This window comes from Rhodoferax sp. RT4P68 (assembly GCF_056521305.1).
The window spans coordinates 193,760-213,543 of the sequence record NZ_JBWMBB010000010.1 but is presented as its reverse complement, the minus strand read 5'-3'; the positions used below and the strand labels follow the sequence as shown (position 1 = coordinate 213,543).

Below are 19,784 nucleotides of genomic sequence, written 5' to 3'. Positions count from 1 at the left end.
CATGGCGACCCACCAAGTCGCGGCTGTCACGGGCGGCAGCGCCGGCATCGGCAAGGCCATCTGCGAACACCTGTTGGCGCAGGGCTATGAGGTCGTGTCGCTCGCGCGCCGCGCCAGCCCGCTCACGCATGCGCGGCTGCACAACATCGAGGTCGACCTGACCGACCGCGCCGCCACTGGCGAAGCGATGCGCGACATGGCGCAGCGTTTCGAGGTGACGACGCTGGTACACAACGCGGGCGTGATCCGCGCGGCGCTGCTGCCCGACGTGCAGCTGTCCGACCTCGACGCGCTGGTCAACCTGCACCTGGGCTGCGCGATCCAGATGATGCAGGCCACGTTGCCGGCGATGCGCGCACGCCAGTTTGGCCGCGTCGTGCTGCTGTCCTCGCGCGCGGCGCTGGGTTTGCAGACGCGCACCAGCTACTCGGCCACCAAGGCTGGCATGCTGGGCATGGCACGCACCTGGGCGCTGGAGCTGGCGGCCGAGGGCATCACGGTCAACGTGGTGGCGCCGGGCCCGATCCGCACCGACATGTTCTACGACGTGGTGCAAGAGGGCAGCGACAAGGAGCGTCAGCTTGCCGCCTCAGTGCCCGTCAAGCGTCTGGGCGAATCGGCCGACGTGGCGCGGGCCGTGGCATTCTTTGCCGATGCGGCCAATGGCTTCGTGACTGGCCAGGTGCTGTATGTCTGCGGCGGTACCAGCGTCGGCAGCCTGGCCTTGTAGCTTGATGAACTGGAGGGTTTCGATGAACGCTGCACGTCCTGCTTTCACCCGCCGGCATCTGCTCGGCCTGACCGCGTGCCTTGCAGCGACGGGCGTGTCGGCCCAGCCCTCGACCTGGCCGAGCCGACCGCTGCGCATCGTCGTGGCCTTTCCGGCTGGTGGTCTAGCCGACGTGCTGATCCGCCTGCTGGTGCCCCAACTCAGCGAGGCGTTGGGCCAGCCCGTGGTGATCGACAACCGGGGCGGTGCCAGCGGTAACGTGGCGGCTGTCGAGGTGGCGCGCAACGGGGGCGACGGCCACACGCTGCTCGTCAATGTGACGACGCTCGAATCGGTCAACCCCCTCATGTTCGAACGCATGCCGCTGGACCCGACGAAAGAGCTGCAGCACGTGGCTCTGCTGGCCAACACCCAATTATTTCTGGTCACGAGGCCAACGCTTGCGTCCAACACGCTGGCTGAATTCGTGGCTTATGCCAGGGCGCGCCCTGGCAAGCTGAGCTACGGCTCGGCTGGCAACGGCACCACGCCGCACGTGGGCGGTGAGTTGTTCAAGCAGACCGCGGGCATCTTCGCCACGCACATCCCCTACCGCGGCATGGCCCCGGCCATCCAGGACGTGATGGCTGGGCAGATTGACTACGCGTTCGTGCCCGGCACCGTGTTCCCCAGCGTGAAGGCTGGCAAACTCAAACTGCTGGCTGTGGCCAGTCAGCGGCGCGCGTCTTACAAACCTGACGCACCCACGGTGGAAGAGGCTGGCTTCGGCAAGGTCTTTGTGGACACGCCGTTCGCGGTCTACGCCCCTGCCGCCATGCCGGCGGCCAACGTGGCCCGTGTCAACCACGAGTTCAACCGCCTGCTGGCACTGCCGGCCACCCGGGCACGCTTTGCCGATGCTGGCGCAGAGCCGGTGGCGCTGTCGCCGGCCGAGCTGACGGCTCTGGTGCGTGAAGAGACCGCGCTGTTCGGCCCCATCGTCAAGTCCCGTGGCATCAAGATCGATTGACATGAACTCCATCCCTCTTCCCTTTGCCGGGCGCCATGCCGTCGTCACCGGCGCCGGTCGCGGCATCGGCGCCGCGATCGTGGCGCGGCTCAGCGCGGCGGGCGCCGCCGTCACGCTATTGGGCCGGGATATAGCCGTGCTGCGGCAGGTCGCACAAGCGCTGCCGGGGCGCCATCACGCAGTGGCCTGCGACGTCACGCAGGCCACATCAGTCGAGCAAGCGTTTGCGCAAGCCCGTGGGGCGCTGGGTCCGGTGGACATGCTGGTCAACAATGCCGGGCAGGCGCTGAGCGCGCCGTTCGCCAAGACCAGCCTGGCCCAGTGGCAAGCGATGCTGGATGTGAACCTTACCGGCTGCTTTCTGTGCACGCAGGCGGCCCTGCCCGACATGCTGGCCGCAGGCCGCGGCCGCATCGTGCATATCGCCAGCACGGCCGGGCAGCGCGGCTACGCCTATGTCACCGCCTACGTCGCCGCCAAACACGGCGTGATCGGGCTGACCCGCGCGCTGGCGCTGGAGCTGGCCACCAAGGGCATCACGGTCAACGCCGTGTGCCCGGGCTATACCGACACCGACATCGTGCGCAGCAGCGTGGCCAACGTGGTGGCCAAGACCGGCCGCAGCGCCGAGGCTGCGCTGGGCGAATTCGTCAAGTCCAACCCCCAGGGTCGGCTGGTGCAGCCAGCCGAAGTAGCCGACGCCGTGGCCTGGCTATGTGGCCAGGGTGCGGCGGCAGTCACGGGCCAGTGCATCTCGGTGGCCGGCGGGGAGGTGATGTGATGGACGCCGCCGCCTCGTCGCACTTCGAACGTGAACGCCTGGTCCGCTTCTCCGACTGCGACCCGGCGGGCATCGTGTTCTACCCGCAGTACTTCGTGATGTTCAACGGCCTTGTGGAAGACTGGGTCACCGAAGGTTTGGGCGTGGGCTACACGCCGCTACTGTTGGAGCGCCGCATTGGCCTGCCGACCGTGCGCGTCGAGGCTGAGTTCAAGGCCGTCAGCCGCATGGGCGACCGCGTCGCGCTGCGGCTGGGGTGCGTGCGACTGGGCACACGTTCGTTGACGCTGCAACTCGAATGCCGCGCCGCCCAGGGCGGCGAGTTGCGCATGGTCATGCGCCAGGTGCTGGTCACGACATCTCTGCAGACGCACCACGCCATCGACATCCCGCCTGACCTGCGCGCGGCCATCGTGCGCAGCGGCTTTACGGGTGACGGTGCAGCTCGATGATGCGGCGTAACGTCACCTTCAGCGCCTCGGCCCGCTTCAAGCCGAACGGCGCCAGCACGCGCTGCTCGTGTTCCTTGGCCTGCGCGATGAGGTCGGCCACGATGGTCTGACCCGAGGGCGTGATGCGCACCAGGGTCACGCGCCGGTCGGTCTCGTGCGCGAAGCGCTCCACATAGCCTTTGGCCTCCATGCGGTCCAGCAGGCGGGTGACGGTGGGTTGCTTGCTGACCGAGACCTGCGCCAATCCGCCTGTGCTGATGCCCGGGCTTCCCGTCAGCGTGGCCAGAATGCGCCATTCGGTGATGGAGAAACCGGCCGCCTGCACGACGGCGTGGAATTCGGTAGAGATCAACTTGCTGGCCTGGGCCAGCAGGGCGGCCAGGTAATCGTCAACGAAGGGCAGGGCGGGCTCGTCGTGTTCGAGGGCCTCGTCCACGTCGACATACGTGCGTGCCGAGGCATCTGGAAGGTGGGTTCCGGGATCGTTGACGTGGGGATGGTGCAGGCCTGAACGCATCCGAAATCATACATGGGGTGTGGTGGTCTTGACGCGCCCCGCACGTTCCTGGATCACTCAGCCGTGGTTGTCATCGCTGCGCCTGAGATCCGAGTGAATGGTCTTGGCGCGACCATCGGCGCGCGGCCAGCGCTCAGAACACGAACGCCGCCCGCGCCTGTAGCCCCTGCAGCGCGGGGCCGTTGTGGACCTTGACGTCCTTCTGGTACTGCAATTGGAGCTGCACGGTCTCGGTCAGCTGGTGCTGCCAGGTCAGCATCAGGTTGGTGTCGCGCCGCGCACCGAGCACGGTCACGCCGTGCTGGCTTTCGCGCAAGCCGTAGGTCTGGCGCGCGCTGACGGCAAGGGTGTTGGCGTCGGACAGGCGGTAGCTCAGGTGCGCGAAGCCGCGCGCCATGGGCCGGCGCGACACTTCGCTCGTGCGGTCGCGGCTGTAGAGCTCGACTTGGCCGACGAGGTCCAGCGTCCAGGCGCCACCCAGCCTGGTGATGTAGCCGGCCTCCACGTCGAGCGCGTAGCGGTCTTCACTGACGGCCAGGCCCTGCGCGCGCTTGCCCCCGGTGGGCAGCGAGAGGTAGGCGGCCCAGCCCAGGTGCCGGCCGGCCTCGGCGTCGGACAGCGTCCACAGCGTGGCGCCGACGATCACGTTGCCGATGCCTGATTCCGAGTAGCCGGCCGCGTTCACGCGCTGCCGCGCGGTGGGCAGGATCACCTCCACATCGGCCGGCATGCCGCCCAGTTCGAAGTAGTGCATGGCGCGGGCGATGCCCAGGTCCAGCTTCAGGCCCAGGTCGCCGACCACGCGCCTTCCGTTGTCGTAGACGCGGTTGGCCGTCTGGTGCTGGGCGTACAGGGCCACCACGGTGCTGCCAGCAGGTGCCGGCACGTAGTCGCCTGGATCGGGCAGGCCGGCGGCCTGGGCCGACGCGGCGGCGATCAAGCCCAGGGCCAGAAAGGAGGAGGCAGATTTCATCGTGGTGCTTTCGGTGATTCAGTGAGAAAGGGTTCAGGTGTGTCGCGCCATCTGGGCGGCCATGTCGGCGGGGTGTGGATCGACTGCACTGGCCCAGCACAGTCGCGCCTGCCGGTCGAACAGGAAAACACGGTTGATGTGCTGGGCGGCGGCCTGGGCGCTGCCGACGCGGAACTCGGCCAGCATGGCGTCCAGGTCCTGCGGGGCTGGCACGCCGGCCACCCAGGTCGAGGTTTGGGCGCCGAACTTGCGTAGCCAGCGGTTCAGGCCTGGCGGGTCGTCGCCCAGGGGGTCGATGCTCAGCGACAGCAGGCGCCCGTCGGTACCGCCCTGGCGCAACCGTTGCTGCAGCGCGGCAAACAGAGCGCCCTGCACCAGGCAGGTGTCGCCGCAACCAGTGAAGAACAGCTGCACGGCGGTGACCTGGTGGCGCACCAGCGAAGCCAGGTCGCCAACCTGACTGGTGGCCAGTTGTATCGGCAGTGCGCGCACTGGCCGCAGCGCCGCCACGGCGCCGGCCACCGGCGCAGAGGCTGTCGCACGCGGCGCGCCGTGTGCAAGGGCAGCTTGCTGGGTCAGCGCCAGCCCACTTGCCGTTGCGAGACGGCAGAACGCGCGTCGAGACAAGGCGCACGCCGTGGCGCCGCCCGGATCGATGCCTGGCATGTGGCTTTCTCGGCCGCTTACTTCTGGCCGGCGCTCTTGCTGGCGGCCCGGTTCAGGCCCAGCGTTGGCGTTTCGTCGAAGAAGTTCCAGGGCTTGAGCAGCACGTTGACCCACTCGGTCGGCATGATGGGCCACTCCTCGGCGCGCGCGATGTGGGTGGTGCCGGTGGTCAGCCAGACCACGTTGTCGGTGCCGACGATGGACTGGTTATCGGCCGTGAACTGGCCCAGCCCTGTGTCCTTGTCCGAGCGGTTGGGGTACTTGCCTTCGGGGAAAGCCTCTTCGGGGTGATAGCGCGTGACCCACAGCTGCTTGTCCATGAAATTCAGCCGGTTGTAGATCCACTCGTCCTTGCCGAAGTTGGCGCCTTTGGCGATGGGGTGGGTGCCGCCGGCGTAGGGGATCAGCTGGTACGACACGGGGTTGCCCACCTTGTTGGTGCGGGCCGTATTGCTCAGCAGGCGGATGGTGGAAGGGTCGAACTTCTGCGCGGCCTCCTGCTCGGTGGCCACCGTGCGCGTGGTCGATTGCATGGTGCTGGTGCGAGGGCCGCCACGCGTGTTGGGCAACACCACCGGGTCGACCTCAGTCAGCGTGTTGGCCTCCCCGTCCACGTCCATGTCGAGCCGGAAGTTGTAGATATGCTGGTGCGTGGTGCCCACGATGTGGTGGTCCAGCAGCGTGCCGTAGCGCGTGTCTTCGGCAGCGCTGGCATCTTGCATGGTGCGGCTCTGCACGCCCTTGACGGCCTCGATGCCGGTGGCGCCAGCGTTGATGCCGATGGTGCCGTTCTCGGCGAACACCCAGTCGAAGATGTAGTCGTAGTTGCCCACGGTGCTGATCCAGCGCACCACCAGCTCGCGCCGCTCGGCCGACACGTTGGGCTGGCCCATCTCCTGGTGCTTGAACTCGGGACCGGCGTAGCGCTCGAACACCGCGATGGCGTTGGGCACGGTGGTCGGCTTGCCGGTGTAGTCGGCCAGCAGGGCGCTGAGCAGCACCGCGTTCTCGGGCGCGTCCTTGCCCTTCTCGATGGGCGAGGTCAGTGTGCCCATGCCGTACTCGCCCGAATCCAGATACGCCTTGAAGTACCAGCCGGCGTCCGGGTCACCATAGGGCACGATCATGCCGCCGAGCGCGCCCTCATACATCACCTTGCGCTTGGTGCCCTTGTCGTTGTAGGTGACGGTGGACAGCACCAGCCCCACACGCGAGTCCAGCCGCACATGGAAGTCCCAGTTGCGCCAGTGCAGCGTGTTGCCGGTGATGGTGTAGTTCTTGCCCTCGGGCTCGGTGATGTGCAGCGGCTTGGGCGCGGGCGTGGCCTGGCGGTCGCGGCCGTCGAAGGGCGTGGCCTTCATCGGCACCGGGATCACGCCCTGGTCTTCGACCTTGACGACCTTCTTGTGCACCAGGTCGACCACGGCCACGAGGTTCTCGATCGGGTGGGCCCAGTAGTTGCCGTCGCCCACGTCCAGGTAGCTGACGACTTTCAGCAGCCGGTCTTCCTGCTGCAGCCCGTCCTTGCCGGCGAAGTAGCCCACCGTCAGCGGCGTGCCGACGACCTTCTTCACGTCGTTGATGCCGCGCTTGGCCAGCGCCTGCGCGTACTCGGGGCTGGCCTCGATGGCCGCCTGCACTGCGGCGAAATCGTCCAGCAGCACCATGCCGTGGGCGCCTGCGATCTCCTTCCAATCGCGCAGCTGGCGGCTGGCCAGGTTGACGCTGCCCTCGATCACCTTCTTGCCGTCCAGGATGGTGAACAGCGCCTGGCGTTCGGCCGCCACCGGCTTGCCGCTCATCGCGTAGTCCCAGACCTGGTCCTTGGGGGGCGCTTTGAGCGTGATCTCCGTGAAACGGTAGCCGGCCTGGTAACGGCCGCTGGCCTTCAGCACCTCGACCACGGCGTTGATCTCGTCGGGCGTCAGCGGGTTCAGCGGGCTGGCCCGGCGCTCGACCACGAAGGTCTTGTCCAGGCCCGACTGGAACACCTGGTTGACGAAGCCCTTGGACACAAAGGGTTTGCCGCCGCGCATGCTGACCGGCACTTCGAGCTGGAGCGGCGTGCCGTTGACGGTGGCGTCGCGCGAGCCGGGTTTCAGCCGCACCGTGGTGCTGTTGCGGTCGACGGTGTAGACGCGGGCGAAGGCGTCCCAGCGCACGGTGGCGCCAAAGCCGTCCAGTGCCTTGGCAAGGGGCACCATCTCGGCCGCGCCGCCATGGGCCAGGGCGGGTGCCGGGCCCAGTGTGGCGCTGCCGATGGCGCCGGCGGCCAGTGCACTGAACAAGGCCAGGCGGAATGTGGAGTGGGCGGAAGGGCGTTGCTGCATCGTGGTCTCCTGGATACCGGCGAGGGCCGGCGAAGTGTTGTGAATTGCGAAGTGGGTTGAGTGGGTCTTCAAGCCAACAGCGGGCTGCGCCGGGCGGTATAACCGCACGCTTGCTCGTACGCGTGGCCGACCTGTAACACGGCCAGGTCGGCCTGCGCGCGACCCATCACCTGCAGGCCCATGGGCAGTCCGTTCGGGCTGAAGCCGGCCGGTACGTTGAGCACTGGCACACCGGCCAGCGTGCCGCCGATGACCACTTCCATCCAGCGGTGGTAGGTGTCCATGGGCTTGCCGGCGATGGCCTTGGGCCAGTCCAGCTTGGCGTCGAACGGGAACATCTGGGCCGATGGCAGCACCAGGTAGTCGTAGCGCTGGAACAGCGTGTTCAGCGCCTGGTACCAGGCTGTGCGGTCCATCGACGCGCGGTAGACATCGCCGCCACTCAGCTTCAGGCCGTTCTCGATCTCCCAAACCGCCTCGGCCTTGAGCAACGCGCGCGTCTTCGGGTCGTGGTACAGCGGGGCCGCACCGCCGGCAACGAGAAAGCCACGCAGCGTGAGCCAGGTCTTCCACAGCCGGTCCATCGAGAAATCGGGCCTGGCTGCCTCCACCGTGCAGCCCAGCGTCTCGAAGTGCTGGAGGGCCTTGGTGCAGGTGTCCATCACGCCGTCCTCCATCGGCAGGTAGCCGCCGAAATCGCCCAGCCAGCCGATGCGCGCGCCCTTGAAGTCGCGCGCCAGCGACTGCGTGAACTGGGTCGGGTCCTGGTCGATGGTGAGCGGCGTGCGTGCGTCGTAGCCGGCCTGCACCGCCAGCAGCATGGCCAAGTCGGCCACGCTGCGCGCCATCGGCCCCTCGTAGCCCAACTGCTGCATGAAGACCTCGCTGGTCGGGCCGTAGGGCACGCGGCCGAACGAGGGCCGAAAGCCGAACACGTTGTTCCAGCCCGCCGGGTTGCGCAGCGAACCCATCATGTCGCTGCCGTCGGCCACCGGCAGCATGCGCAGGGCCAGCGCCACAGCTGCGCCGCCGCTGCTGCCCCCGGCACTGCGGCGCGGATCGAAGGCGTTGCCAGTGGTGCCGAACACAGTGTTGTAAGTGTGCGAGCCCAGGCCGAACTCGGGCGTGTTGCTCTTGCCCACGAGCAGCGCGCCGGCGCGGCGGGCACGTTCGACGACGATGGCATCGGCCTTGGGCACGTAGCCCTTGAGGATGGGTGAGCCCGAGGTGGTGAGGATGCCTGCGGTATTGGCCAGGTCCTTGGGGGCCTGCGGGAAGCCGTGCATCCAGCCCATGGGCTTGCCGGCCGCCAATTGCGCGTCGCGCTCGGCGGCCTGGGCCAGCAGCCCGTTGCGCGGCTGCAGCGAGACCAGCGCGTTGACCTGCGGGTTGAAGCGGTCGATCTGCGCCAGCGTGGCCTGCATGACTTCCACACACGACACGTCGCGGCGATGGATGCGGCGCGACAGCTCGATGGCGCTCCAGCCGGTGATCTCGGCCGTGCCGGCAGGGCCAGCCAAGCGCGGCGCGCCGGCACAGCCGGCCAGCGGTGCGGCCAGCAGCGCGGCGCCGGCCTTGAGGAAATCGCGGCGGCTGTCGCCAGGGGAAAGGTCAGTGGCTGTCGCAGGGTCTGACATGGTGTGTCCGTATGGGCGGGTTGGGAATCGGGGGCGGGGAACATTCAGGGGCGCAGCGCCACGACCAGTGCGCCGAGCAGCGCATCGGTCTCGACCAGGCTGGGTCCGTAGACCGGCTTGGGCCAGATGCTGTGGATGACGAGCACGAGCTTTTCCTTCGGGTGGATCCACTGGTCGGGCAGCACCTGCTGTCCGCCGGTCATGCCGCCTTGCACGATGAACAGGCCGAAGCGCCCGAAGTCGCGCAAAGTAGCGTTCACACCGCTGCCGGCGAATTCCTGGCCGCCCGGCGAATCGAGCTGCCAATACGCGTGCGACTCCATGCCGAACGGCACCCAGATCTTTTTGGAGAAGTAGTCGCTGATGGGCTGCTTGGTGGCGCCGGCCAGGATCTCGCCGACCAGGGAGATCTCGCCCGTGCTGTAGTTGAAGTTGGTGCCAGCCGGCGCCACACACGGCAACTGGGCCAGGAACTTCAGCACCGCGCCCTTCTCCTGCGCGCTCTGGGCGCGCAGCATGCGGCGACGGTCCGACTCGGGGTCGAGGTAGTCATTGTTCCAGGCCACGCCCGAACTCATCTGCAGCACCTGCCTGACGGTGACGTCGTCATACGCCCAGCCACGCAGCGCGGGCAAGTACGGCACCACCTTGTCGTCCAGGCTGCGGATGTGGCCGTCCTTGAAGGCTGAGCCCACCCGCGTCGACGACATCGACTTGGCCACCGAAAACGACTGCCACTCGGCGCTGGCGTCGTTGCCCATGGCGTAGCGCTCGGCCACGACCTGGCCGTCCTTGATGACCAGCAAACCTGCCGTGTGCTTGCGCGCCATGAGCTGCGCCATGTTGAAGCGCCGGTCACCGACCTGGTAGGACACGTCTACTGGTTTGCCCACAGGCAGCGGATGCACGTGCGCGCCGCGCCGGATGGTGCGCGTCGGGTAAAGCTGGTCCAGGTGGCGGTAGGTGGGTGCCTGCAGGGGGGCGGCAGCGTCATGAGGTCTTCCAGGCGACCGAGCGTCTCAGCAGTTGGCGCCGCAGCCGGGACTGGTGCCTGGACGCCGGTGGTCAGGCCGAGAGCGGCAACCAGTGCCGAGCTGATGCGCACAGACTTCGCACGGGACACAGGGTCGAGGGAGCAGCGCGACGGCTTGCGTGGTCCGCGTGGTGAGACGGACCTTGGTGTCGGTGTTGTCGCCCACACTGCAGAGTCGAACGTGGGTACATCGCGGCGGCGAAGCATCTCGTGTGCCGCTGCAGGGGTCGGGGCGTCTTGCATGGTGCGTTCTCGTGGGGGCCGACTGGAGTGCCGGTTCATGGTCGTTCCCCGCTTCAGAGGGTTGATGAATCGGAGCCGAAGATCAGTGCGCGATGCAGACCGACTTGGTTTCGGTGCAGGCCTCGACCGCGCCCCGGCCGAACTCGCGGCCGATGCCCGATTGCTTGACGCCGCCGAAAGGCATGGCCGGGTCCAGCAGTACATGGGTGTTGACCCAGACGGTGCCGGCCTCCAAGCGCGGCACCAGGTTCATGGCCTTGCCCAGGTCGTTGGTCCACAGGCTGGCGCCCAGGCCGTATTCGCTGTCGTTGGCAAGCGTGACGACCTCATCGTCGCTGTCGAAGGCCAGCACCGACAGCACCGGGCCGAACACTTCTTCGCGCGCCACGGCCATGCCTTGCGTCACGTCGGCCAGCACCGTGGGCGCCACATAAAAGCCCGCACGTGAAAGTGGCGTGCCACCGGTGGCCACGCGGGCGCCCTCTGCGCGTGCTCTTGCAATGTGCGCTTCGATGCTGCGTTGCTGGCGTTGCGACACCACGGGGTTGGTCTGCGCCGTCGGGTCCAGGCCAGGGCCGACGGACATGCCCGCCACGGCGGCCGAGATCTCGCCCAGGAAAGCGTCCACGCGTGAGCGGTGCACGTACAGGCGCGAGGCTGCCGCGCACACTTGGCCCTGGTTCAAAAGGCCACCCAGCAGCACGCCCTGCACGGCCTTGTCCAGGTCGGCGTCGGCCATCACGATCATGGGGTTCTTGCCACCCAGCTCCAGCGTCACGCGGGCCATGTGGTCGATGGCTGTCTTGCCGACCTGCTTGCCTGCGCGCGTGGAGCCGGTGAAGCTCACCTTGCGCACCAGGGGGTGCGCAGCCAGCGCCTGGCCGGCCTCGGCGCCACCGGCCACGATGTTGAATACATCGGGCGGCACGCCGGCCTGCAGCGCCAGCTCGGCCAGGCGAAGCGCGGTCAGCGGCGTTTCGGCAGCCGGCTTGATGACAACCGTACAACCCGCTGCCAGGGCCGGCACCACCTTCCAGGCCGCGATCAGCAACGGAAAGTTCCAGGGCACGATGCCGGCAACCACGCCCACCGGCTCGCGCCGCGCAAACGCGGTGTAGCGCGTGCCGGGTCGCACGGGGATGGAGACGTCCAGCGTGTGCCCCTCGATCTTGGTTGCCCAGCCGGCCATGTAGCGCATGAACTCCACGGTGGCGCTCACGCCGATGGCGCGCGCGGTGTGGATGGACATGCCCTGGTTCACCGTCTCCAGCTGCGCCAGCTGTTCGGCGTTGGCAGCCACCAGGCTGGTGAAGTCCAGCAGGATGCGTTCACGATCGGCTGGGCGCAGGCTGGACCAGCGCCCGTCGCGAAAGGCCGCGTCGGCGCTGCGCACCGCACGGTCTACCAACACGGCGTCAGCCAGTGCCACGCTGGCGATGGGCGCGCCAGTGGCCGGGTCGAGCACGTCGATGGGTGTGCCTTCGTAGACGGGCGTGCCGTCGATGAAACTGCCGTGCCGGCGGTCCAGGAACGCAAGCGTTCCGTTCAAGAGTTCAATCGTTGCCATGGTGCAAGCCTTCGTGTGTCGATTCCAACCAGCGGGGAAAGCGGTGCAGCGTGGAGGCCGTCAGGCTGTCTGCTGCCCTCGACAGGAGCTTAGGCACAGGGATCGCAAGGCGCATTGGCCTGCGTGCCAGACGTTGGTGTCAGCGTGCCAGCTTGGGTAGGGCGCGTCAGGCCGTGGCGGTGTAACGCTGACGGTAACTGCTGGGCGAGACGCCAAAGCGCGCCTTGAAGGCGCTTGAGAAGTGGCTGGAGTCGGCGAATCCCCAGCTATAGCCGATGGCTGAGAGCTTGTCGGTGCCGCCGCTCGGCGAGCGCAGTTCGTCGGCGCAGCGGTCCAGTCGGCGGTGGCGTATGTGCTGGGCCACCACCATGCCCTGGTCGGCGAATGCGCGGTACAGGCCGCGCACCGAGACGCCGATGGCGCGCGCGATCAGCTCGGGCGTGAGGTCGTCGCGCGCCAGTTCGGCATCGATGAATTCGCAGGCCTTGCGAAACAGCCGGTCACGGCTGCTGGGCCCTGGGTCGACGACCGCGATTGCGGGCCGCAGCAAGCTGACGATCGCGTCCAACATGGCGTCGCTTTCGAATGGCTCCAAAGTGGTGCGCGATTCGCGAAAGGCACTGAGCATGAGTCGGCGCGCGAGGCCAGCCAGTGGCGTACTGGCCACAATGCGGCGCGCACAGGCAATGCGGCCTGCGTTCGAGCCGCGCTCCACCAGCGCGCGTGGCAGGATCAGCGACAACTGGCGCGAGCCTTCGCCCATTGGCACCTTGAACGGCCGGCTTGCATCCAGCAAGACCAGATCACCGGCCTGGAGCATGCCGCGCGTATCGTCCTGCTCGACGCCGGCGGTGCCGCGCAGTTGCAACACGCCGTAGAAGTGCCCGTCGTCGCCGCCGCGCACGTCCTCCCGGGTGCGGAACAGTTCGACGCCGGCGGCATCGACCATGGTCAAGCGTAGCGCGCAACTTTGGCGTTCCACCAGCTTGCCCTGGAAGCGTTCGCCGTCCGGCCGTGCGCTCAAGCGTCCGCAGGCTTCATTGACGCGACAAATCCACTCGTCGAAGGTGACAGATGGAGCCGCTGGCTGGGTGTCTCGAATCATTGGGTGTGGATGCTGGCGTCGCGGCTTGATGCGTGGCGCCGAGCGAATGCGGCACACGATGCAAATTCCGAGCCATTTGGCCGCTGCAATTTTTGCCAGCGGCAATTTTGCGGACGAAGGCGCGCGGGGCGCATCGGTGTTTGCGACAGGTAGCAGGCGTGGCACATCGGCCTGCGCCAGCGCTGCATGCGCTCGCACCCGAGAACGTCGGAACTGGCCCTGCCGTGAGCGCGATCTGGTGCTGGCCATGGTGGCCTCGCGCATCGTCGCGCCAGCCACCAAGCTGGCCTATGCGAGGGCGCCCTGGTGCTATGGGACCTGTCGTCCAGCTACTACGAAGGGGCATGCTGCCCGGTGGCCCAGCGCGGCTATGGCCGAGATGGCAAGAGTGGCACGCTGCAAGTCGCACAAGGCCTTCAAGGAGCTGGGCGAGATGGACCGCATGGGCTGGTTGACGGCTCTGAAGAGCGTCTTGATCCGCGTCTTGGTCGGCACGTGCGCCCCCATGGCGCCCGCTGTGCGCTCCGGCTACGCGCAGGACAGGGCTTCCTCACGCCTGCTGGCCGATGGCACGCCGGCGCACAGCTTTGTCACCTTGATGGCCGAGCTGGCCACCCTGCTGCGCAACACCTGCCGCATGTCCAGCGCCGGCGAGGCAGACGCACCCAGCTTTGAGGTGATTACCGCCACTACCGCCTGGCAGCAACGCGCCATGGAGCTGGTCAACGACATCAAGCCGTAGCCAGAAACCCGGAGCCCACGAATCAAGCCATGTGCTTGATGGGAAAAGGAACCTTGGGCTTCTGGTCGGGTGGGAGAACTCCGGGCTCAACGCGCAGTGCACAGATCGGACTGCACAGGGCGAAGAAGGCCGGGATTCAGCGTTTGACTCCAGGGCAGGGCGGTCGGTTGCCGCCGCAAGATGGCAGGGAGCTACTCCACCGCCTTCACCATGTCCTCGACCACCTTCTTGGCGTCGCCGAAAACCATCATGGTCTTGTCCATGTAGAACAGCTCGTTGTCCAGCCCGGCGTAGCCTGCCGCCATCGAGCGCTTGTTCACGATGATGGTCTTGGCCTTGTAGGCCTCCAGGATCGGCATGCCGTAGATGGCGCTGCCCTTGGTGTGCGCGGCCGGGTTGACCACGTCGTTGGCGCCCAGGATGATGGCCACATCGGCCTGGCCGAACTCGCCGTTGATGTCTTCCATCTCGAACACCTGGTCGTACGGCACCTCGGCCTCGGCCAGCAACACGTTCATGTGGCCCGGCATGCGCCCGGCCACCGGGTGGATGGCGTACTTGACGGTGATGCCCTTCTCGGTGAGCTTGGCCGCCAGTTCCTTCACCGCGTGCTGCGCGCGGGCCACCGCCAGGCCGTAGCCCGGCACGATGACGACCGTCTCGGCATTGCCCAGCACGAAGGCTGCGTCATCGGCGCTGCCGCTCTTGACGGCGCGCTGCTGCTGCGCACCGGCCGCTGCCGTCGTCGCCTCGCCGCCGAAGCCGCCCAAAATGACGTTGAAGAACGAGCGGTTCATCGCCTTGCACATGATGTAGGACAGGATGGCGCCCGAGCTGCCCACCAGCGAGCCGGCAATGATCAGCATGCTGTTGTTCAGGCTGAAGCCGATGCCGGCCGCCGCCCAGCCCGAGTAGCTGTTCAGCATGGACACCACCACCGGCATGTCGGCCCCGCCGATCGGGATGATGAGCAGCACGCCCAGCGCGAAGCCCAGCGCGATCACCAGCACGATGTCGATCCAGCTCTGGCTGTGCCAGAAGCCGAAGATGAAGAACGCCGAGGCCAGGCCCAGCAAGGCGTTCAGCAGGTGCTGGCCCTTGAACTGCACCGGCGCACCCTGGAACAGGCGGAACTTGTACTTGCCCGACAGCTTGCCGAAGGCGATGACCGAGCCGGTGAAGGTGACCGCGCCGATGAAGGCGCCCAGCGCCAGCTCGATGCGGTTGCCGCCGGGGATGGCGCCACCCTTGGTGGTGATGGCAAAGGCCCAGGGCTCGGACACCGCCGCCACCGCGATGAACACGGCCGCCAGGCCGATCATGCTGTGGAAGAAGGCGACCAGCTCGGGCATCTTGGTCATCTCCACACGCTGGGCCGCCACGGCGCCGGCGCCGCCGCCGACCACCAGGCCCAGCAGCACCCAGGTCAGGCCCATGGCCGAGCCGGCCAGCGTGACGATCATCGCGCCGGTGGTCAGTACGGCAATCGTCATGCCGACCATGCCGAAGACGTTGCCCCGGATCGAGGTGGTGGGATGGCTCAGGCCCTTCAAGGCCTGGATGAAGCAGACGCTGGCGACGAGGTACAGCAGCGTGACGAGGTCCATGCTCATTTGGCGGCCCCTTTCTTGTCCTTCTTCTTGAACATCTCCAGCATGCGCCGGGTCACGAGGAAGCCGCCGAACACGTTCACGGCCGCCAGCGCCACGGCCAGCACGCCCATGGTCTTGCCCAGGAAGCCTTCGGTCAGCCCGGCCGCCAGCATGGCGCCCACGATGACGATGGCCGAGATGGCGTTGGTGACCGCCATCAGCGGCGTGTGCAGCGCGGGGGTCACCGTCCAGACCACGTGGTAGCCGACGTAGATGGCCAGCACGAAGATGATGAGGTTGGTGATGGTGGGGGAGACGATGTCCATGGTCAGGCCCTCGTAACTGCGTTGTTCTGGGTCATCAGGCAGGCCGCCACGATGTCGTCGTCCATCGGCACGCTGAAGCCGGCGTCCTTGGGCAGCACGAGCTTCAGGAAGTCGAGCACGTTGCGCGCATACAGCGCCGAAGCGTCGGCCGCCACCAGCGCCGGCAGGTTGGTCTCGCCGACGATGGTCACGCCATGCTTGAGCACCGTGCGGTCGGCCTCGCTCAGCGGGCAGTTGCCGCCCACGCTGCCATCGGCATTGGCCGGACCCTTGCCGGCGGCGATGTCGACGATGACCGAGCCCGGCTTCATGGACTTGACCATGTCCTCTGTGATCAGCGTGGGCGCGGCACGGCCGGGAATCAGCGCGGTGGAGATGACGATGTCGGCCAGGGCCACGCGCTTGGCGACCTCGACCTGCTGGCGCGCCAGCCAGCTCGGCGGCATGGGCTTGGCGTAGCCGCCGACGCCCACGGCCGCTTCCTTCTCTTCGGCGGTGTCGTAGGAGACCTCGATGAACTTGCCGCCCAGCGACTCGATCTGCTCCTTGACGGAGGGCCGCACGTCCGAGGCTTCGATCACCGCGCCCAGGCGCTTGGCGGTGGCGATGGCCTGCAGGCCGGCCACGCCGACACCCAGGATGACCACGCGTGCGGCCTTCACGGTGCCGGCGGCGGTCATCAGCATGGGGAAGAAGCGCTGGTACTTGTCGGCGGCCATCATGACGGCCTTGTAGCCGGCGATGTTGGCCTGCGAGGACAGCACGTCCATGCTCTGCGCACGGGTGGTGCGTGGTGCGGCCTCCAGCGCGAAGCTGGTCAGGCCGGCTGCGGCCAGGCGGGCCAGGCCGTCCTTGTCGAACGGGTTGAGCATGCCCACCAGGGCGGCGCCGCTCTTCATGAGGGGCAGTTCATCGGCGGACGGGCTGCGCACCTTGAGCACCAGGTCGGCGCCGAGGGCGCCTGCGCGGTCGGTGATCTGGGCGCCGACGGCGACGTAGGCCTCGTCGGTGACGCTGGCGGCAACGCCGGCGCCGCTTTGCACGTGCACCGTGTGGCCCTGCGCGATGAGCTTCTTCGCCGTCTCCGGCGTCACAGCCACTCGCGTTTCTCCTGCCGCCATCTCGGCGGGCACGCCTATCAGCATGTCTTCTCCTTGAACCACATCTCAATCGAAATTCAGCAAGACCTTCATGGCCTGCGAGCGGTCGGCCGCGAGCGCAAACGCCCGAGCCGAATCGCGGTAAGACAGCGTGGCCGAGATCAGCGGCTTCACATCGACCAGGCCCTTGTTCAGGAACTCCACCGCCATTGCAAATTCCTCGTGGAAGCGGAATGCGCCGCGCAGGTCGAACTCCTTGGCCACGATGGTGTTGACCGGCAGGCTCATGTCGCCGCCCAAACCCACCTGCAGGATGACGCCGCGCGGGCGCAGTGCGTCGAGCGCACCGCGCAGTGCACGTTCGTTGCCGCTGGCCTCGAACAACACGTCAAACGTGCCCTTGTCGGCCGTAAAGCGTTTCAGGCCGTCGGGTTCGTCGGCGACGTTGACGATCTCGTCGGCGCCTACCTTCTGTGCTTTGCCCAGGGTGTGGTGGCTGACATCGGTGGCCACGATGTGGGCCGCACCGGCGCGGCGCGCGGCAATGATGATGAGCGCGCCGATCGGGCCGCAGCCGGTGACCAGCACCTTCTTGCCCAGCAGCGGGCCGGCACGGCGTACGGCATGCAGCGCCACCGACAGCGGTTCGGCCATCGCGCCTTCGCCGTCGCTCACGCCGTCAGCGAGTTTGTGCGCCTGGTGCGTCTCCACCACGATTTCCTGGCGGAACGCGCCCTGCACGTGCGGGTTGCGCATGGCACTGCCGTAGTAGCGCATGTCCAGGCAGTGGTTCTGCAAGCCTTCCTGGCAGTAGCGGCAGACGCCGCAGGGCCGGCTCGGGCTGACGGCGATGCGCTCGCCCGCGGCAAAGCCGACGACGCCTTCGCCCACGGCATCGATCACGCCCGCCACTTCATGGCCGAGCACCATCGGCTCCTGGATGCGGATGGCGCCGAAGCCGCCGTGCTGGTAGTAGTGCAGGTCCGAGCCGCAGATGCCGCCGCAGCGCACGCGCACGCGCAGCTGGCCGGGGCCGAGGTCGGCAGTGGGAAAAGTTTCGACGCGCAGATCGCCGGGCGCGTGGATGACAAGGGCTTCCATGGTGCGGTGTCCTTTCAGAGCGTCGCGGTCACGCCGCCATCCACGTACAGGATGTGGCCGTTGACGAAGTTGGAGGCTTCGCTGCACAGGAACACCGCCGCGCCGCAGAGGTCTTCCACGTCGCCCCAGCGGCGCGAGGGCGTGCGGTTGACCAGCCACTGGGTGAACTCGGCGTTGTGGACCAGCGCATCGGTGAGTTCGGTCTTGAAGTAACCCGGACCCAGGCCGTTGACCTGGATGCCGTGCTGGCCCCAGTCGATGGCCATGCCCTTGGTCAGCATCTTCACGGCGCCCTTGCTCGCGGTGTAGGGCGCGATGCCGGGCCGGCCCAGCTCGCTCTGCACCGAGCAGATATTGACGATTTTGCCGCGCCCGCGCGGGATCATCTGCCGGGCCACGGCCTGGCCCACGAGGAACACGCTGTCGACATTGGTCTTCATCAGTTCATGCCACTGCGCTTCCTCGAACTGATCGAGCGCACCACGGCGCTGCATGCCGGCGTTGTTGACCAGGATGTCGATCGGCGCGATGTCACGCTCGATCTGCGCCACGGCCTTCGCCACGGCCGCGCCGTCGGTCACGTCGAAGGCAGCGGTGTACACGCTTGCGCCCTCGGCGCGCAGACTTGCGGCGGCAGCCTCCAGCTTCTCGGTGCTGCGTGCGTTGAGCACGACGGCCGCACCAGCTTGCGCCAGCCCGCGTGCCAGGGCGAAACCGATGCCCGCGCTGGAGCCGGTGATGAGGGCCGTGCGCCCGGTCAGATCGAATTTTTGGATGAAGCTGTTCATGGAAGATCCGGGTCGGAAGGTGAAAGAACCACGGGTGCGCCCGTGGGCGCGTCTGGCTGTGCGGGCGGGAGGGCCGCCCGCGGAGCAGCTCAGCCCAGCACCTCGGGGTTCACTGGCGTCGGCGGCTTGCCGGCCTGGGCCCCGAAGCCGAGCGCGGCGATCAGGTTGTCGATGGCCAGTGCGGCCATGGCGCGCCGGGTGCGCACCGAGGCACTGCCGATGTGCGCCGTCAGCACGGTGTTCGGTGCCGCCAGCAGATCGGGATGGACCTTGGGTTCGCCCTCGAACACGTCGAGCCCGGCGGCCGCAATCGTGCCCGCGCGCAGGGCTGCTGCCAGCGCCGCGTCGTCGACGATGCCGCCGCGCGCAATGTTGGTCAGCGTGGCGGTCGGCTTCATCAAGGCCAGTTCGGCCGCGCCGATGGTGTGGTGCGCTGCCGGGGAATAGGGCAGCACCAGCACGAGGTGATCGGCTTGCTGCAGCAAAGTCTGCTTGTCGACATACTGCGCGCCGGTTTCGGCCTCTTGCGCGGCATCGAGCCGGGAGCGGTTGTGGTAAATCACGCGCATGCCGAACCCGAGCGCGCCGCGCCGCGCAATGCCACGGCCGATGCGGCCCATGCCCAGGATGCCGAGCGTGGCACCCTGAACGTCGCCGCCGACGAAGTGGTCGTGGATGCCCGTCTTGGTCCACGCGCCGGTGCGCACGAAACGGTCGGATTCGGCGATGCGGCGGGCCGTGGCCATCATCAACGCGAAGCCGTAGTCGGCGGTGGTTTCCGTCAGCACGTCGGGCGTGTTGGTGACCACCACGCCGCGGGCGGTACAGGCCGCCACGTCGATGTTGTTGTAGCCCACGCCGACGTTGCACACGGCCTTGAGGTCCGGGCAGGCAGCCAGCAGCGCGGCGTCGATGCGTTCACTGCCGGTGCTCATCACGCCGGCCTTGCCTTGCAGGCGCTCGATGAGTTCGGCCGGGCTCCAGATGGTGTCGGCAGCGTTGTCGCTGACCTCGAAGTGCTGGCGCAGACGGTCGGCGATATCGGGGAAGGTGGCACGGGTGGCCAGGACGGAGGGTCGCATGGTGTCAAGC

Annotated in this window: 19 protein-coding genes; 5 read left to right on the top strand and 14 right to left on the bottom strand. The window is 67.6% G+C overall.

The window, feature by feature from the left end; all coding sequences use genetic code 11:
* The first annotated feature begins 1 nt into the window (after position 1).
* The 4 genes from AC099J_RS21410 to AC099J_RS21395 are packed head-to-tail and all read left to right on the top strand — an operon-like array spanning position 2 to position 2,972.
* Complete coding sequence (locus AC099J_RS21410; RefSeq protein ID WP_479617309.1) at positions 2-730, top strand: SDR family oxidoreductase; 729 nt, start codon at positions 2-4, stop codon at positions 728-730.
* A gap of 22 nt (positions 731-752) precedes the next feature.
* Positions 753-1,739, top strand: a complete 987-nt coding sequence (locus AC099J_RS21405; protein WP_479617308.1) for a Bug family tripartite tricarboxylate transporter substrate binding protein — start codon at positions 753-755, stop codon at positions 1,737-1,739.
* A gap of 1 nt (position 1,740) precedes the next feature.
* Positions 1,741-2,520, top strand: coding sequence for an SDR family NAD(P)-dependent oxidoreductase (locus AC099J_RS21400; RefSeq protein WP_479617307.1), 780 nt, complete (start codon positions 1,741-1,743; stop codon positions 2,518-2,520).
* Positions 2,520-2,972: an acyl-CoA thioesterase gene (locus AC099J_RS21395; RefSeq protein WP_479617306.1), complete on the top strand. Its 453-nt coding sequence runs from the start codon at positions 2,520-2,522 to the stop codon at positions 2,970-2,972. The genes AC099J_RS21400 and AC099J_RS21395 overlap by 1 nt, the downstream gene beginning before the upstream one ends.
* Here AC099J_RS21395 and AC099J_RS21390 read toward each other — a convergent pair.
* The 8 genes from AC099J_RS21390 to feaR all read right to left on the bottom strand — a co-directional run bounded on the left by AC099J_RS21390 (position 2,947) and on the right by feaR (position 13,307).
* A complete protein-coding gene (locus AC099J_RS21390; protein ID WP_479617305.1) occupies positions 2,947-3,489 on the bottom strand; it encodes a MarR family winged helix-turn-helix transcriptional regulator in 543 nt (180 codons plus the stop codon). The two genes, AC099J_RS21395 and AC099J_RS21390, sit on opposite strands and share 26 nt — an antisense overlap.
* A gap of 133 nt (positions 3,490-3,622) precedes the next feature.
* A complete protein-coding gene (locus AC099J_RS21385) occupies positions 3,623-4,462 on the bottom strand; it encodes a transporter (RefSeq protein ID WP_479617304.1) in 840 nt (279 codons plus the stop codon).
* 33 nt (positions 4,463-4,495) lie between these two features.
* Positions 4,496-5,128, bottom strand: a complete 633-nt coding sequence (locus tag AC099J_RS21380; RefSeq protein ID WP_479617303.1) for an SCO family protein — start codon at positions 5,126-5,128, stop codon at positions 4,496-4,498.
* A 17-nt stretch (positions 5,129-5,145) separates the two neighbouring features.
* A complete protein-coding gene (gene tynA, locus AC099J_RS21375; RefSeq protein WP_479617302.1) occupies positions 5,146-7,458 on the bottom strand; it encodes a primary-amine oxidase in 2,313 nt (770 codons plus the stop codon).
* A gap of 68 nt (positions 7,459-7,526) precedes the next feature.
* Entirely contained in the window at positions 7,527-9,095 is a 1,569-nt protein-coding gene (locus tag AC099J_RS21370; protein ID WP_479617301.1) for an amidase, read from the bottom strand.
* A 44-nt stretch (positions 9,096-9,139) separates the two neighbouring features.
* Entirely contained in the window at positions 9,140-9,970 is an 831-nt protein-coding gene (locus AC099J_RS21365) for a serine hydrolase domain-containing protein (protein WP_479617300.1), read from the bottom strand.
* A gap of 483 nt (positions 9,971-10,453) precedes the next feature.
* Positions 10,454-11,938: an aldehyde dehydrogenase family protein gene (locus tag AC099J_RS21360; RefSeq protein WP_479617299.1), complete on the bottom strand. Its 1,485-nt coding sequence runs from the start codon at positions 11,936-11,938 to the stop codon at positions 10,454-10,456.
* A gap of 166 nt (positions 11,939-12,104) precedes the next feature.
* The gene (gene feaR, locus AC099J_RS21355; RefSeq protein ID WP_479617298.1) at positions 12,105-13,307 is read right to left on the bottom strand and encodes a transcriptional regulator FeaR; all 1,203 of its coding nucleotides are present in this window, start codon (positions 13,305-13,307) and stop codon (positions 12,105-12,107) included.
* A gap of 115 nt (positions 13,308-13,422) precedes the next feature.
* Between feaR and AC099J_RS21350 the strand changes: the two genes are divergently transcribed.
* Entirely contained in the window at positions 13,423-13,785 is a 363-nt protein-coding gene (locus tag AC099J_RS21350; RefSeq protein ID WP_479617297.1) for a hypothetical protein, read from the top strand.
* 191 nt (positions 13,786-13,976) lie between these two features.
* Here AC099J_RS21350 and AC099J_RS21345 read toward each other — a convergent pair whose 3' ends face one another.
* From AC099J_RS21345 to AC099J_RS21320, 6 genes are all read right to left on the bottom strand, one after another.
* Positions 13,977-15,398, bottom strand: a complete 1,422-nt coding sequence (locus AC099J_RS21345; protein ID WP_479617296.1) for an NAD(P)(+) transhydrogenase (Re/Si-specific) subunit beta — start codon at positions 15,396-15,398, stop codon at positions 13,977-13,979.
* The gene (locus tag AC099J_RS21340; RefSeq protein WP_479617295.1) at positions 15,395-15,703 is read right to left on the bottom strand and encodes a proton-translocating transhydrogenase family protein; all 309 of its coding nucleotides are present in this window, start codon (positions 15,701-15,703) and stop codon (positions 15,395-15,397) included. Before AC099J_RS21340 ends, AC099J_RS21345 begins: the two co-directional genes overlap by 4 nt.
* Positions 15,704-15,705: 2 nt before the next feature.
* Entirely contained in the window at positions 15,706-16,848 is a 1,143-nt protein-coding gene (locus AC099J_RS21335) for a Re/Si-specific NAD(P)(+) transhydrogenase subunit alpha (RefSeq protein ID WP_479617294.1), read from the bottom strand.
* A 21-nt stretch (positions 16,849-16,869) separates the two neighbouring features.
* Positions 16,870-17,904, bottom strand: coding sequence for an L-idonate 5-dehydrogenase (locus AC099J_RS21330; RefSeq protein WP_479617293.1), 1,035 nt, complete (start codon positions 17,902-17,904; stop codon positions 16,870-16,872).
* A gap of 14 nt (positions 17,905-17,918) precedes the next feature.
* Complete coding sequence (locus AC099J_RS21325; RefSeq protein WP_479617292.1) at positions 17,919-18,692, bottom strand: glucose 1-dehydrogenase; 774 nt, start codon at positions 18,690-18,692, stop codon at positions 17,919-17,921.
* An 89-nt stretch (positions 18,693-18,781) separates the two neighbouring features.
* On the bottom strand, positions 18,782-19,774 hold the full coding sequence (locus tag AC099J_RS21320; RefSeq protein WP_479617291.1) for a 2-hydroxyacid dehydrogenase: 993 nt from the start codon (positions 19,772-19,774) through the stop codon (positions 18,782-18,784).
* Between the last annotated feature and the right edge of the window lie 10 nt (positions 19,775-19,784).

Coding starts and splice junctions, on each gene's coding strand:
- AC099J_RS21410 (WP_479617309.1), top strand. CDS start 2: ATGGCGACCCACCAAGTCGCGGCTGTCACGGGCGGCAGCGCCGGCATC.
- AC099J_RS21405 (WP_479617308.1), top strand. CDS start 753: ATGAACGCTGCACGTCCTGCTTTCACCCGCCGGCATCTGCTCGGCCTG.
- AC099J_RS21400 (WP_479617307.1), top strand. CDS start 1,741: ATGAACTCCATCCCTCTTCCCTTTGCCGGGCGCCATGCCGTCGTCACC.
- AC099J_RS21395 (WP_479617306.1), top strand. CDS start 2,520: ATGGACGCCGCCGCCTCGTCGCACTTCGAACGTGAACGCCTGGTCCGC.
- AC099J_RS21390 (WP_479617305.1), bottom strand. CDS start 3,489: ATGCGTTCAGGCCTGCACCATCCCCACGTCAACGATCCCGGAACCCAC.
- AC099J_RS21385 (WP_479617304.1), bottom strand. CDS start 4,462: ATGAAATCTGCCTCCTCCTTTCTGGCCCTGGGCTTGATCGCCGCCGCG.
- AC099J_RS21380 (WP_479617303.1), bottom strand. CDS start 5,128: ATGCCAGGCATCGATCCGGGCGGCGCCACGGCGTGCGCCTTGTCTCGA.
- tynA (WP_479617302.1), bottom strand. CDS start 7,458: ATGCAGCAACGCCCTTCCGCCCACTCCACATTCCGCCTGGCCTTGTTC.
- AC099J_RS21370 (WP_479617301.1), bottom strand. CDS start 9,095: ATGTCAGACCCTGCGACAGCCACTGACCTTTCCCCTGGCGACAGCCGC.
- AC099J_RS21360 (WP_479617299.1), bottom strand. CDS start 11,938: ATGGCAACGATTGAACTCTTGAACGGAACGCTTGCGTTCCTGGACCGC.
- feaR (WP_479617298.1), bottom strand. CDS start 13,307: ATGCGCGAGGCCACCATGGCCAGCACCAGATCGCGCTCACGGCAGGGC.
- AC099J_RS21350 (WP_479617297.1), top strand. CDS start 13,423: ATGGCAAGAGTGGCACGCTGCAAGTCGCACAAGGCCTTCAAGGAGCTG.
- AC099J_RS21345 (WP_479617296.1), bottom strand. CDS start 15,398: ATGAGCATGGACCTCGTCACGCTGCTGTACCTCGTCGCCAGCGTCTGC.
- AC099J_RS21340 (WP_479617295.1), bottom strand. CDS start 15,703: ATGGACATCGTCTCCCCCACCATCACCAACCTCATCATCTTCGTGCTG.
- AC099J_RS21335 (WP_479617294.1), bottom strand. CDS start 16,848: ATGCTGATAGGCGTGCCCGCCGAGATGGCGGCAGGAGAAACGCGAGTG.
- AC099J_RS21330 (WP_479617293.1), bottom strand. CDS start 17,904: ATGGAAGCCCTTGTCATCCACGCGCCCGGCGATCTGCGCGTCGAAACT.
- AC099J_RS21325 (WP_479617292.1), bottom strand. CDS start 18,692: ATGAACAGCTTCATCCAAAAATTCGATCTGACCGGGCGCACGGCCCTC.
- AC099J_RS21320 (WP_479617291.1), bottom strand. CDS start 19,774: ATGCGACCCTCCGTCCTGGCCACCCGTGCCACCTTCCCCGATATCGCC.